This is a genomic window from Cerasicoccus maritimus (assembly GCA_031296935.1).
Classification (GTDB): Bacteria; Verrucomicrobiota; Verrucomicrobiia; order Opitutales; family Cerasicoccaceae; genus Cerasicoccus; species Cerasicoccus maritimus.
Genome location: JAVDPD010000005.1, coordinates 209450 through 223960, shown reverse-complemented (window position 1 = coordinate 223960; position 14511 = coordinate 209450). Strand labels below are relative to the sequence as shown.

At 55.8% G+C, this 14511-nt stretch carries 10 protein-coding genes; 8 read left to right on the top strand and 2 right to left on the bottom strand.

The annotated features are described in order from the left end of the window. Nucleotides 1-941: 941 nt before the first annotated feature. The 7 genes from RBB62_RS05250 (at nucleotide 942) to RBB62_RS05220 (ending at nucleotide 8267) form a co-directional block, all read left to right on the top strand. Entirely contained in the window at nucleotides 942-1832 is an 891-nt protein-coding gene (locus RBB62_RS05250) for a glycosyltransferase family 2 protein (protein ID WP_309397682.1), read from the top strand. 189 nt (nucleotides 1833-2021) lie between these two features. Continuing rightward, on the top strand, nucleotides 2022-3320 hold the full coding sequence (gene hflX, locus RBB62_RS05245; protein ID WP_309397681.1) for a GTPase HflX: 1299 nt from the start codon (nucleotides 2022-2024) through the stop codon (nucleotides 3318-3320). Nucleotides 3321-3328: 8 nt separating this feature from the next. Next, the gene (locus RBB62_RS05240) at nucleotides 3329-4189 is read left to right on the top strand and encodes an outer membrane lipoprotein-sorting protein (RefSeq protein ID WP_309397680.1); all 861 of its coding nucleotides are present in this window, start codon (nucleotides 3329-3331) and stop codon (nucleotides 4187-4189) included. Nucleotides 4190-4200: 11 nt separating this feature from the next. Then, nucleotides 4201-4572, top strand: a complete 372-nt coding sequence (locus tag RBB62_RS05235; RefSeq protein WP_309397679.1) for a DUF983 domain-containing protein — start codon at nucleotides 4201-4203, stop codon at nucleotides 4570-4572. A 144-nt stretch (nucleotides 4573-4716) separates the two neighbouring features. Further along, the gene (locus RBB62_RS05230) at nucleotides 4717-6177 is read left to right on the top strand and encodes an MFS transporter (RefSeq protein ID WP_309397678.1); all 1461 of its coding nucleotides are present in this window, start codon (nucleotides 4717-4719) and stop codon (nucleotides 6175-6177) included. A gap of 112 nt (nucleotides 6178-6289) precedes the next feature. Then, nucleotides 6290-6958 carry a hypothetical protein gene (locus RBB62_RS05225; protein ID WP_309397677.1) on the top strand — a complete coding sequence of 223 codons (669 nt, stop codon included), beginning with the start codon at nucleotides 6290-6292 and terminating at the stop codon, nucleotides 6956-6958. A 67-nt stretch (nucleotides 6959-7025) separates the two neighbouring features. Beyond that, on the top strand, nucleotides 7026-8267 hold the full coding sequence (locus RBB62_RS05220; protein ID WP_309397676.1) for a tetratricopeptide repeat protein: 1242 nt from the start codon (nucleotides 7026-7028) through the stop codon (nucleotides 8265-8267). 494 nt (nucleotides 8268-8761) lie between these two features. Here the strand turns inward: RBB62_RS05220 and RBB62_RS05215 are convergent, their stop codons facing one another. Further along, nucleotides 8762-11422: a PAS domain S-box protein gene (locus RBB62_RS05215; RefSeq protein ID WP_309397675.1), complete on the bottom strand. Its 2661-nt coding sequence runs from the start codon at nucleotides 11420-11422 to the stop codon at nucleotides 8762-8764. 271 nt (nucleotides 11423-11693) lie between these two features. Between RBB62_RS05215 and RBB62_RS05210 the strand changes: the two genes are divergently transcribed. Then, the gene (locus RBB62_RS05210) at nucleotides 11694-12680 is read left to right on the top strand and encodes a hypothetical protein (RefSeq protein WP_309397674.1); all 987 of its coding nucleotides are present in this window, start codon (nucleotides 11694-11696) and stop codon (nucleotides 12678-12680) included. Between the two features lie 78 nt (nucleotides 12681-12758). Here the strand turns inward: RBB62_RS05210 and RBB62_RS05205 are convergent, their stop codons facing one another. Continuing rightward, nucleotides 12759-14387 carry an ABC-F family ATP-binding cassette domain-containing protein gene (locus tag RBB62_RS05205; protein WP_309397673.1) on the bottom strand — a complete coding sequence of 543 codons (1629 nt, stop codon included), beginning with the start codon at nucleotides 14385-14387 and terminating at the stop codon, nucleotides 12759-12761. Nucleotides 14388-14511: the final 124 nt, after the last annotated feature.

The window sequence follows — 14511 nt, the reverse complement described above, 5'->3', positions numbered from 1 at the left end:
TGCTGCCGAATAGGCCCGGTTGACGATTCCAACTGCCCGCGCGCGAACGAATGCGTTCCTGGCGGCATTGGCTGGACTCACCACACACTACGGCGGGCGGCGGCTTTCGGTGGGTGGATGTAATGAAGGGTTCATGCCCATCATATTACCAAATCTCCCCTGCCCCGCCAATGACTCAGCTGGCTACACAGGCTCAGTTGGTTCAATTGGCTCAGCGGGGCACTTTTTCGGCACTGCGGCGCATTTCTGGCGCCACTGAAAGCCACTCACTAATAGTGAGAGCCACTGACTATTAAAAATTCGTGCTATGTGGCACCGAAAAGGCCCTCATTCGCCCTCAAATCGAACTGCCTCAAAAACTTTTCCCCTAATAGATTTGCGGCTTTGCGCATTGGTGTGAACCAGCCTCCATCTCTGCGTGTTATCAAAATAGGAAGATCGCGAAGATCAGGCAGCCATCGATTCAAGCGATTCAACTCCCCCTCTGCGCCTCGGGAAATGTAAAAAAATCATAAGACCACAAAGCTGATTGGTCCCATTTCTCAAAACGATTTGCTTATGAGCCTGCCAAGGCATAAGCGTTCATTCTCGGCGCAAGGAACCATACTACGCATTTTGATGCCTGCAAATTTCATTCACTAGGGAGTGTTTTCAAATTAAAGTTGTTGATGGAACGAGGGAAAATGAATGCAACGCTAGGCGGCTTGAGCGAAGCGCACTGGAAGTGCGTGAGTGAAAAGCCAACGCCGCGACCTTTCATTTTGACCGTTCAGGCTCCGGATGGCTTTTTCCCATCAGCTTCGTTGTCTTTTGGCCGAAAGGCTTCCAGCCTATTCGACCTCAGACGCCTCGCTGACTGAAAAAATCCATGCCGCCATCAACAACTTTAATTTGAAAACAGTCCATAGAACCAGTTGTCGCCCGCGCCCAGCTTTTTTTAAATGAGCACATCCCTAGTAGCCATAACCCTCATAAAGGATGAGGGTGACATCATTTTGGCCTCACTCCAAAACCTGTATAACTTCGGCATCAGGTTGTTTGCGATTATGGACAATGACTCCAGCGATGCGACCTTGGATCAGGTCCATAAGTTCCGGCGTCTGCATGACGACGCCAGCGTGTTGATCGTCCAGGATTTCAAGCAGAGCTATCTGCAATCGATGAAGGTCACGGCTTTAGCGCAAATGGCCATCGACTACTTTTCGGCGACCCACGTCTACCCCTTTGATGCGGATGAATTCCTCCAGCCCGTAAACAACTCTGCCTTGCAGTGCCCAGATTTGCTTGCAGAGATGGATAACGACGCGGTTTCCCTGCGCTGGAGGACCTGTATCGTGTGCGACGAAGGCGTCGTTTACCAGTGTTGCAATTGTTCAAACTACAAGAAGACATTGGTCCGTTGGAGCCCCGAATTAACGATCAACTCGGGCAACCACAGCGCCACCCTCGAGTACACTGACTGGCGCGGGCGCATCAAGCGCAAGGAGTGCGAAGGCAAAGAGCTGAGCAATTATGAAGTGCTCCATATTCCAGTGAGGAGCGCCGACCAACTGCGGTCGAAAATCTTGAATGGCGCCCCCGCGAACTTCGTCAATCGCCACGCAGGCATCGGTATCCATTGGACGGCTCTGCATGATCTCTATTTGCAAAATGGGGAAACGTTCTTCCAAGACTTTTTCGACCTGCTGCTACGGGGCGAAGAAAGCGAACTCGCCGCGTATTGCGCTGAGCAAGGCGTCCAGCGAGATAACCTGTGCTACTTCAATGACTATTTTCTGCCACGGCACGCCGCGAATTTGACAATAGCCTTAGGCGCTGAACTCGCTAGGTAGTGTTTTCAAATTAAAGTTGTTGATGGGACGAGGGAAAATGAATGCAGCGCAAGGCGGCATTGATTGAGCGGGCTGGAAGCCCGTGAGTGAAATGCCAACGCCGCGACCTTCCAATCTGGCCCCAAGCCTTTAACCGAGCCATTTCCGTTGCATGGCGGACAAAAGCTCATCTATGATCCGCTCAAACACATGATCGAAACTGACGACCTGAATCCGATGATTAACAGCGCATTCCTGCTGGGGGTGCGTGGTTCACGTATGCCCGAGGGCGAAGCAGAGACGCTGCTCGAAGAGCTCGAAGAACTCGTCTCCAACCTAAACATCGGCGTCGCAGTCAAAAAGGTCGTCAAAGTCCGTGAGCCCAACGCCGCGTTTCTGCTGGGCTCGGGCAAGGTGCAGGAAATTGCCGAGGAGATTAAAGCCCGCGGCTGCGATTCCCTCATCTTCGACGAACCACTCTCGGCTGGCCAACAGCGTAACTGGGAGAAAGAGCTCGGCGGCAAAATCCTCGTGATCGACCGCCAGGAAATCATTTTGGACATCTTCAACAGCCGCGCGACCACCAAGGAAGCCTCGCTCCAAGTCGAGCTCGCGCGCCTGGAGTATGAGCTGCCGCGCATGAAGCGAGCGTGGAGCCACCTGGACCGTCAGCGTGGCGGCGGCGCCGTGCAGCGTGACGCGGGTGAAACGCAGCTCGAAATGGACCAACGGATCATCCGCACGCGCATTTCCCGTCTCAAAAAAGAGCTGACGGAAGTCCTCCAGCACCGCGAAGTGCAGCGCAAAAAACGCCAGCGCGTGCCACTGCCCACGGCATCGATTGTCGGCTACACCAATGCCGGTAAATCCAGCCTGCTCAACCGCGTGACGCTGTCCGACGTGATGGCGGAAGATAAGCTTTTTGCGACGCTCGATCCCACAACACGGCGCGCTGATCTGCCCAACGGCCAGACCCTGCTCATGACCGACACCGTGGGCTTCATCCGCCGCCTGCCCCACCGCCTCGTCGAGGCCTTTAAGGCAACGCTGGAAGAAGCCGTCGTGGCGACATTTCTCATCCACGTGCTCGACGCCTCCAGCCCGGATGTCGCCAAGCATTACGAGACCACGATGAACGTCCTCAAAGAACTGCACGCCGACGAAAAAACGATCATCACCGTCTTCAACAAGATCGACATGGTCGAAGATCGCATGGAGCTCGCCATGCTGCGCCACGATTATCCGGGCGCTTTGTTCATCAGCGTGAAGACCGGCGAAGGCCTCGATCAACTGCTGGACAAATGCCAGGAGTGCATCGGCGAATGGGGCGAAAATGTGGAGCTGCTCATCCCCCACGATCGCTACGACCTCGTGAACAAGCTTCACGAAGCTGGCGCCATTACGAACAAGGAAGTCCAGGACGACGGCGTTTACATCGAGGGCACGGTACCGCAACGGCTGCTTGACCCGGTTAAACCATTTTTAATAAATGGCAGGACGCTTGCTTAGCTCTTACGATGAAAATTCGCCACGCTCTCCTGCTTCTCCTCGCCACGCTCCCACTGGCCGGCTTCCGTACGATCTCGCCAGAGGAACGCGCCAAGGAAATCGTCCAACGCGCCGAAGGCCACTTTTCGATTCAGGAATACGCGGAGCTCTATCGCTACGTGCGCATCACCAACGAAGGGCAGGTATTCGAAGGCAAGATGCTCATCATTTTCCGCTACCAACCGGGCGAAATCAACGGCGTCTTCCGGCTCATTCCCGATGGCGACAACCAGGGCGTGACGCTCCTGAGCAAGCAGGTGGCCAATCAACTGCCGCAGCTGACTTTCTACGATAAGAATAAAAACACCGGCGGCGCAGTCGCCCTGAAAGATGTCCGCCAAAAACTTGGCGATACGGACTGGTATTTCGAAGGCATTTACGACGATGATCACAACCCCTGGTATTACCAAAAGCTCGACTCCAGCTACTACCGTGGCAGCCCGGTGGACGTGATCCAGTCGCGCTACCGCGAGCCGGAGATGCGCGACGCCGTGGGCTACGACTACCGCCGCATCTACATCCGGCAGAAAGACGAGCAGCCGATGTCCATCGAGTTTTTCGACTTTTCCGGTCAACTGGTCTATGCCGTGGACATCCTGAGCAACGAGCACTTTGAATTTCAAGGCGAGCAAAAGTCGCGCGCCAAGCAAATCCAGCTCATTGATTATCAAGCCGGCTCCACCACCGTGCTGACCCGTATCCGCAGCAACTGGAATCCGCAGCTGCCCGACGAAATTTTCGAACTCGATTTCGCTGACGACTGGAATGCGGACACCGACCGCCAAGTCACTTCCAAGCTCCTGCGCGATCTGCCCGAAGCGCATTACTAACCCCCTGCCCCATGCGCCCATCATCCGGCGAAATCATCTCTCGTGGCCTGACCGGCGCTTGCCCGAAGTGTGGTCGGCGGGGACTTTTCCGCCACTGGTTCCGCCTCCAGGACGCCTGCACCCATTGTGGGCTCAAGCTGGGCAAGGAAGACGGTTTTTACCTCGGCACGACCTCCATTGGCTACGTGCTCGCGATCCTCATCGTGCTGATCCCTGTATGCGTTCTGGTCGCATTGGACTGGATCGGTGTGTGGACCGGCGTGGCGATCGGCATCTTGGGCAGCCTCTTTCTGGTGGCTGCTATGTACCCCATCATGCTCTGTGCGCTGATCACGGTTTACTACCTCTGTAAACCGCAGGAGCTCGACGATTCAGCTGAGTAGTTGCGTGCCTCACAAGGGGCTTGTGACAGTAACAAGATCGCATTTCTTCTTTCTGGAGAAATTCCCACCTAGTCTGCGCGTTTAACCACCTCGTTAACCCCCCAACGGCGCTCATTGCCGTGGGTTTAGCCGTATCGTAACCCTATGAAGCAAGTCGCTGCGGAAGACAAAGTTCCGCTTTCCCAGAAAATCGCCTATTCATCCGCCGCCCCCATCGACTGGTGGTCCGTTGGCTTGGCTACGGGTGTCCTCTGGATGCCGATTTGGAACATTGCCTACGGCGTGAGCCCCGCGATTCTCGGGATCATCTTGCTGATTTACCGTGGCTGGGATGCGATTGCGGACCCCGTTATGGGGAACATTTCGGACAACACACGCACGCGCTGGGGCCGCCGCCGTCCGTATATTTTCGTGGGCGCCATTTTCACGGCGCTGCTGGTGCCAGTGCTCTGGAATCCGCCAGAATTCGTCCAAAACTGGACGCCCAATTTACCCTTCCTCGGCGTCGACCATCAGATCAGCGGGCTCGTGATTTACTTGACGGTGGTCGGGCTGCTGCTCTTCACCGCGTTCACGGTTTGGGCGATGCCCTACTACAGCCTCATGCTGGAAATGACGCCCGACTACGACGAGCGCACCCATGTGGCGGGCTATCGCGCCGCCGTCACCAAGCTCGGGGTGTTTGTGGGCGGTTGGGTCCTCGCAATTGCGTCGCTGGATTACTTTATCGACCCGGCAACGGGCGAGCCTGACGTCAAGGCAGGCATGGGCATGGTGAGCTATGGCTTGGCCGCGCTGGTCTTGATCCTCGGTATATTGCCGGCTATTTTCGTTAAAGAACGCTACTACAAGAAAGAGGCCGCGCAGCAGGAGAAAGTGCCCTTCTGGAAAGGCGTTAAGGAGACCATTAAGATCAAGCCGTTCTGGCTGCTCTGCGGCTTCATCTTCCTGTTCATGTTCGGCAACGGCGTCGTGAGTAAGTTGGGCATCTACTTGAACATTTACCTGATCAACGACGGCGAGCTGCAGAAGTCGTTCATCATCGAAGGCTGGAAAGCAACGGTTTCCGCCACGGTTGGCATTTGCACGATTCCGATTTGGACCTGGATTTGCGAGAAGTTCGACAAGAAGTGGGCGATGTTCATCATCCTCATTTCGGGCTTCATCGGCGCGGGGCTCAACTACGTGTGCCTCCAGCCCGCCTACCCGTATCTTCAGTTGGTCCCGGTCGCGTTCAATGCCGGTGTCCTCGGCGCCATGTGGCTCATCGTGCCCTCGATGCAGGCCGACATCGTCGACTACGACGAACGCACCACGCATCAACGTCGCGAAGGCAGCATCAACTCCATCTTCTCCTGGTTCCTGAAAATGGCGTTCACGCTGTCAGCCGGGGTGTCGGGCTTCATCATCGAAGCGACGGGCTTCGACGTCAACGTCGGCAGCGAACAACCGCCCGAAGTGCTGACGCGTATGCTGCTGTTTTTCGTGCTGATCCCCCTCGCGTTCTGGGGCGTCTCGGCATGGCTGATGTGGATCTACCCGCTCAACCGCGAGAAGATGCACGCCATCCGCACGGAGCTGGAAGACCGCCGCGGCAAGCTTTAGACGCGCTTTTCAGAGTTGGTTGACCGACGCCTCTTAGGCGTTAAATAGAGAATATGCCTCAGGCATTATTTTCCGTTGCGCTAAGCGCCTGAGGCGCAAACTATTGATCCCAATGAAGAACGCTGTGATTTTTCTCTGCGTCGCTGGCATTGCGGCGTTGGCTGCATGGCTGCTGATGGGTAAGCGCTCATCGGATGTTGAGCCATTGCCGGCAGCGCCAGTCGTTGAAGCGGCCCCCGTTGAAACTGGTCCTACGCAAGCAGACCTCGACGCCGCCGAAAAACACGCCCAAGAGGAAATTGCCCGCGCCCAGGAGGCCACCCGCTTAGCCGAGCTCGCCGCAGCCCGCATGGACGCCGAGCGCACTGCCCGTATCGAAGAGCTCAACACCCGCCTGGCCAAGGAAGCCAAAGCCCGCGAAAGCGCCGAGCTAGCCGCCGAAAATATGCGCATCAAGATGGCCCGCCTCGAAAAAGAGCGCGCCGAAATGCGCGAACAAGAGGCCCAGCTAGCCGCCCGCGCTGCCGAGGCCGAAAAAAGCACGCAAGCCAGCCAAGCCCTCGTCCGCGAGATGGAGCGCCGCCAGGCCGAGCTCGAGCGCCGCAACGCCGAGATCGAAATGCTTTCCCAAAAGACCGAAGCCCTCGAGTCGCAGTCCGACTCGATCAAGCAACGGCAGATTGAAATCGAAGAAGCCATCATGGCCGCCGGCGGCGATATCACCATCCCCGGCTACAAGATCTGGTCTCCCAACTACCGCCCCTACGGCTTCAAAGAGTAGCGGACGAAGGACGACGATTCAGCCATTTAATGGTCGCCTCGCACGCGCATAAGTCTTTTTTCACGGCATGCATTTGGTGCGCATAGTGCAGCTACTACAGATGGGCCGTAGCAAGGAGGCCGAGGAGATCGCGCGGGACTGGGTCGTCAACGAACCCAACAACCCGGAGACCTTCTATTGGCTTGCGCGCTGCCTGCTCAATCAAAACCGCGGCAAGGAAGCCATGCCCACCATCGACGCCGCTCTGGCCCTGGAGTCCATGGACGCGCGCTTCCACAACATCCGCGCCGAGGCCCTCTACGTGACCGGCAAGCACCGCGCCGCCCTCAAGGCGCTGGAGACCGCCATCGAGCTCGATCCGGACGACGAGGACAACCTCATCCTCATGGGCTACATTCAGCTCAAGCTTAGCCAACGCCCCAAGGCTCTGGAGTCCGTCAACCGCGCCCTCGCCCTCAATCCGCAAAGCACCCGCGCCTTGCAGTTGCGCGCCGCCATCCTCGCGCGCATGAATAAAAAAGACGCCGCTGCAGCCGACATGCAGCAGGTCCTCGCGGCCGACGCGGACGACGATGGCGCCCACCTGACCCAGGGCTGGAACTGCCTCCTCGGCGGCTCCTATCAGCAGGCCAGCATACACTTTGCCGAGGCCCTCCGCATCGACCCAACCAACGAAGGCGCGCGCCAGGGGCTGCTTCAAACGTTCAAGGCCCGCAGCTTTGTTTACCGCATTCTGTTCGGGTTCCTGCTGTGGTACGCCAAGCTGCCGACCATGGGGCAAATCGCGTTTCTCGGCGGCTTCATTTTCTTTGGCGACGAGATCCCCCTGCTCCTGGGCAAACTCACCAACTCATCGACGGTTTACATCCTCGCGGATTTCTCGATCACGGTATTCCTCATTCTGCTGCTGGCCAAGGACGCCATCTTCAACCTCGTGATCTACTGCGATGCCTCGACCCGTATTGCGCTGAGTGACTTGGAAAAGCGCGGCGTATTTTGGTCAAGTTGGTTTCTGGTTGGCATAGCCGGCTTTGCGGTCGCACGCCTGCTGACCGGCGATTATCTGTTTGTGACGCACTCTTTGGCCGCCGCGCTGGCCGCAGGCATTGTGTCCGATATTTACGAGCTGCAATTCGCACAAAGCCGCCGCAAAGCCTGGATCAGCGTCCTCGCCGTGTGTGCGCTGAGTGCGTTTTTCACGGTGGGTTATTACCTGGGCATGCCAGAAGCGCGCACCTTCGTTTCCATGAGTTTTCTGGCGATGATCCTGGTGGCCTTCCGCATCAACCACCTCCGCGATCAGGAGTGAGCGCGCACTCCGTTATAGAGAACTGCTCCTCCAGTTTCGTCGAGGTGAAGAAATGGAATTTCGACCACGAAGACGCTCTCCAACGAAGGTTAATTGAGTTTTTAGACGCCCTCTAAGAGAGCGTTTTTTGTGCCCGAGCGTCACACCCCGAAAAAGCCTACGTAGGAAACTTGAAAAAACCTACGTAGGAAACTCGCAAAAGCCTATACGGTTGTTTCCCAAAAGCCTACGTAGGAAACTCGAAAAGAACCGCTCGGTTCTTTCCCCAGTACAGCATCGATTGTCGACCAAGTACAGCCACTGTTGTTGCTTCAGTACAGCAGCGGTTCTTTTTGAGAACACTGGTGTGGGTTTTGCGAAAAAGCCAACGTCGCTAGTAGGGAAAGACACCCGGTTCGAGCCTTATTTCGTCGAGATGAAGAAATGATATTTTGGCCCCGAAGACGCTCTCCGGCGAAGACCAATTGAGTTTTTAGACGCCCTCTTAGGCCAGTTCATGCAATATGCGGGTAGAAACGCGGTTCGGTGATTTCCCCTTGGAGAACATCGCGCAACACTTGACTGAGTTGAGATATCGACTGCGGCTTCTTGATGATCACGCTAACGCCGGCCTCCCTGGCTTTCTCAAGAGTCAAAGTGCTTGAGTAGCCAGTCGCAATGATGATCTTTTGCTGCGGCAATCGAATGTGAATCTCTTTCGCCAGCTCAAGCCCCGTCATGCGAGGCATGGTCTGATCGGTGATGATCAAGTCAAAGGGATTCGCCGCATTCATGACCACGCTGAGCGCCTCAATCGAATCGGAGCACAACTCGACCTCATACCCCAAGTCTGAGAGCATTTCGCGACCGAGCAGGAGCAGCGTCATCTCATCGTCGACCAATAAAACGCGCTCGCCCTGGCCGGGCAAATCGAGCATAGGGGCGCTCTTCATTTCTGCCCCCCCACAATCGACGATGGGGAAAAAGCAGGAGAATGTCGTCCCGACGCCGACCTCGCTCTCCACTTTGATCGCGCCATGACTTTGCTGCACGATGCCATGAACGGTCGACAGCCCAAGGCCGGTGCCTTTGCCCTGTTCTTTCGTCGTGAAAAATGGCTCAAAGATACGCTCTTTGACGCTTGGCGGAATGCCCGCACCGGTGTCGCTCACTGAAAGGCACAGGTAGGCGCCAGGCGGTATATTCATCGGCAGAGACACCTCTTCCAAAGTAAGATCCACCTTCTTTAGCTCGACGGATAAAGTCCCTAAGCGCTCTTCAAGCGCATGAAACGCATTCGTCCCGAGATTGAGGATAATCTGCTGAATGTGGTCCGGACAGATTTCGATTTGCGAGCGAGTATCCTGTATATCCAGCTGGACGTTGATCGTGGTGGGAATGGTTGCCCGGAGTAAATCCGTGCTTTCCCGAACCATTTCCGCAGGCTGTATGCGGTAGCGCACGTCCGTATGCTTACGCGAGAAAGTGAGGATTTTATCAATCAAACTGGTCGCCCGCTCGGAGGATGAAACAACCCGCTCCAAATAGTCTCGGCTGGCTTGATCACCGGCGCGCCGCAACGCCAACTCAGAGAAGCCGCGAATCGCGCCCATGATGTTATTAAAGTCATGGGCGATCCCTCCGGCCAGTGTCCCAATGGCTTCCATTTTCTGCGCCTGCATGAGCTGCTGCTCCAAGTCTTTGTGCTTAGTTAGGTCAGTAAAAACAAAGATGCTGCTGCATTTCCCCACGCCATCATCTTCATACGAATAGGCATGCACGCCCAGCCAGATGTGTTGTCCCTTGATTTTCAGCTCAAATTGCGATTCCGCATTCTTGCCCAGTGCAATCTGGCGGAAACAGTCCTGGATCTGACTGGCCCCATCCCGGGAGACTAAATCCATGAGCTGCAGGGACATGATTTCTTTGGCTGTGCGATTAAATAGGCTCAAGGTCACTTCGTTCCAATAAATGATCTCATGGTCGGGATTGCAGACGACGATCGCGGAGTGCAGCCGGGAAAGAATTTCGGCGTCTCTTTTGAGCAAGACCTCATTTTTTTTACGCTCGGTGATATCACGCACGACTGCGACCAGATAGGGTTGATCCAGATCAACGTAGCTCACGCTCACTTCAACCGGAAATGCCTCGCCCGATTTCTTGACGTGGACTTCAGTCAGCGTCCGAAACAGCCCTCGCCGATAGGCGCTCTTCAAATCATGCATCCGCTGACGCCACTCATCGTCGGTGAGGGACTCTTCAACATCATGAATGCGCAGATTCCTGATTTCCTCCAATGTATAGCCCAGCCGTTCCAGTCCGGTCTTATTCATGTCGAGGAAGTGGCCATCTTCATCGAGTATTTCCAACGCGTCAGAAGAGTGGTCAATAAGTGTGCGGAATAGCCGTAGTTCCAGGTTGTTGTGCTTACTCTGTGTAATATCGCGCAAGGTTACCAAATAAGCTGGCGCCCTATTCCATTTAATTTCAGACGAAAAAACTTCCAAGTGGCATCTCGACCCATCCTGGCGCTGGATTTGGATCTCCTGGTCGCTATTGCGGACGATTCCCTGCGGCGCGCGTTTGCCCACGAGATCCGCCAAAGAGATCCCCAGCATCGTTTGGAATTTGGGATTCGCGCAAAGCACGGTGTTCTTTTGATCGAGAATCACCACGCCATCCGTAAATGACTTAAAAAGCTGGCAAATAAGATTCTCCAGGCTACCTAGCGGCTGCCCCCCTTCATCCGTAACCTCGGCTTCGTCGCTTTCAGACTGGCACTGATAAGCCATTGCCCGCTGAATCTCAGACCTCAATTGCGCCTCACTGTATGCGCCTTTGCTCAGGTAGGCTCGCTTCTCGCTGCCGATGGCGCGCATTGCCGCTTCCGCTTCCCCAGGCTCAACCAGTATGACAATGGGAATCTGCAACGGCGTCAGGGCTTCCCGGTCTGCCTGGCTGGCAAGTTTCCAGAGGTCGAAGTCTAGCACGACAACATCAGATGAATCATGCTCAATGGTCCTGAGCGCATCAGCCAATGTTTCTGCCACCTCAATCTCAATCAGAGAAGGCTCAAATTCCAGCAACGCTCGCTGTATCCCGCTGCGCTCTGAAGTCCGATCAACCAGGAGTAATATTCTTACTATCGAAACATAATCTTCCCCGTGCTTTAGCATGATTTAAGAATAATGGACGGCCCGACAAAGACAAGTGTATATGAAGCATATTGCCCTTAATCATATCATGAATTAGCGCACCCAAACACTGCCAGATTCCACACATTGCATGAACGTAGATCATGCGCTGGCGGTCAGTCAGTATTTGCGCGCATCATCACGCGAAAGCCCCTCTACTAAAGGCGCACAGCGGCATTAATAACGCCATTACAATCGGACTTCGGCACGAATGCGGTGTGGTTTATGCAGCATCACACGCGCTATGAAGGTAATGGAATCAACATATGGAGAACTTTCGGGAGTGGTCAATTCCCTGAGCTACCCGGACGGTAGCCCCAAGTCGTGCATCTTGAACAAAGAGAACCGCATTCAGACTCCAGTCGGCGAAATCATCCCCAAATACCGTGAGGCGGAGTTTGGCGAACGCCAGAAGAAGCACCGCAGCTCGCTGAGCTTTTATCCAAGCGGCCAACTCAAGAGCGCCGCGCTCGATCAAGCCATGCCGCTGCAAACGCCGATGGGCGAATTTAAAGCGGAGTTCGTCACCTTTTTCGAAGACGGCAAGATCAACCGCCTGTTCCCGCTCAATGGGCAGATCGATGGCTTTTGGTCGGAGCAGCAGGAAGGCCAGCTCGCCGAAGTGCTCGATTTTGATCTGCCGGTGGGCAAGTTTAGCGCAAAAATCATCAGCCTGAACTTCTATCCGAGCGGCGCGCTGAAATCCCTGACCCTCTGGCCGGGCGAACGCATCCGTATCGAAACGCCGGTTGGCCCGATGAATGTCCGCACGGGCTTCTCTCTCTACGAAAACGGCGCTGTGCGCTCGGTCGAGCCCTCGGGCATGGCGGAGCTCATTACGCCCATTGGCATCATTCAAGCCTCCGACCCGGAAATGCTCGGCATGAACGCGGATCAGAATTCTGTGCAGTTCAGCCCGGAGGGCGCCCTGCTCTCGCTGAAAACGGTCCACACCGGCATCTGCGTAGCGTCCGAAGAAGGCGAAACCTACACCAACATCGAGCCCTACGAAGCAGCCAGCCTGATCGACATCGAGCAAATGCGCACCGTGCCGATGCAGATCGATTTTAGCGAAACAGAGATCACCATCACGGCCAAGGAAGTGCATCGCTTCGACATCGACACGCACAACTTCCAGTCATTCGAGCGCCAGCGCGTGCTCCGCGAATGCTGCGGCGGTGGTTGTGGCGGTGGCGAATGCGGCGGTTGCTCCGGCGGCGAAGACTGTTGCCAAAATTAATGCGTAGCGGCGCTTGTGGCTGGTCGAGCCCAAGCGCCGTTTAGTCAGCAAATGCCGTCGATTAAAACGGTCGCGGGCCTAGCCGTTTTCTTCGGCTTCGGCCTCGATGCGCTCGATGTACTCGCTGACGTTACAGGTCAGCAAACGACTGCCCTTGGGGCTGATTTCCAGCACCTTGGTCACTACGGGGTCGAGGAAGTCACGGTCGTGGCTCACGAGGATCATCGTTCCCGGGAAGAGCTTAATCGCGTCCTGGAGCACTTCCTTACTGCGGATGTCCAAGTGGTTAGTCGGCTCGTCAAGAATGATGAAATTCGCAGGCTTCATGAGCATCTTGGCGAGGGCCACACGGTTGCGCTCACCACCGGAAAGCACGCTAATTGACTTCTGCTGTGCCTGCCCGCTGAAGAGCATCGCGCCGAGCGCCGCACGCGGATTCGCGTCCGGGTTCGTCGCGTGATCGATCGATTTTTCGACTTCTTCCTGCACGGTGTTTTTCGGGTCGAGTTCCTCGGCCTGTTGCTGCGCGAAGTAACCGGTGACGGTGTTCACGCCGCGATCGATTTCGCCGGATTCAATCGGCTCTACGCCGGCAAGAATACGCGCCAGGGTGGACTTACCGGCACCGTTCACGCCGACCACTGCAATGCGGTCGCCGCGGTCGATACGAAGGCTCAGGCCCTTGAAGACTTTGATGTCGCCGTAGGACTTAAAGATGTCGTGGATCTCGACCACCTTTTGGCTCGCGGCCGGCGGCTCAGGGAAGCGGAAGAACATCTTCTTCTCCTCGCGCTCGACTTCGACGCGCTCAATCTTGTCGAGCTGCTTCAGGCGGCTTTGCACCATGCTCGCCTTCTTTTGGTTGGAGCGGAAGCGGTTGATGAATTCCTTCTGGCGGGCGATGTCCTTCTTCTGGTTGTCCGCCTTCTTGCGCTGCGTGGCAAGGCGCTGAGCGGACTGCTCCATGTAGAAATCGTAATTGCCCTTGTAGGTGTTCAGGTTGCCGAACTTGAGCTCGTAGGTGTAGTTCGTAACAGCGTTCAAAAACGCCTTGTCGTGCGAAATCACCATCAGCGCGCCGTGGTAGCCGATCAGGTATTTTTCGAGCCAGTTCTGCGAAATGATGTCCAGGTGGTTAGTCGGTTCGTCCAGCAGCAGGAGCGACGGCTTTTTGAGCAATAGCTTGGCCAGCGCGATTCGCATTTGCCAACCGCCGGAGAACTCATCGGTCTGGCGAGCCATGTCGGCCATCGAAAAACCAAGCCCTTGGAGCACGCGCTCGATCTGGGACTTCATCTTGGCTGGCTCGGCCTCTTCGAGCTGTTGCTCCCACTCGCCAATGGCGTCGATCAGGTCGTAGTAAGCCGGGTCCTCGGTGTCCATCGTGTACATCTGCTCTTCGGCTTCGCTGATCTTATCCTGCAGCTTGAGCACGTCGGCAAACGCCGTTTCGACTTCCTCGTAAAGCGTCTTGCCCTTGGCCTCAATGCCGTCCTGCGGCAGGTAGCCGAGGGACACGTAACCGGGCTTTTCGATCTGGCCGCCGTCGAATTCCGTCTGACCAAGGAGCACCTTGATAAAGGTGGATTTGCCCGAGCCATTCACCCCGACCAGGGCAATGCGGTCGCGGGTTCCGATAGTGGCGTTAACTTCGTTGAAAATGACTTTCTCGCCGTATGCGAGTTTGAGATCGTTGAGGACAATCATGGCTGCTGCTTTACGTTTTGGAGCAAGCAGACTGTCAGCTTTCCACGCTCTGGCCAGCGTAGAATTAAGTAATTTCCGCCGCCAGCTCCTCGCAATTTCGGCTACTAAAAGACCCGCATTGACG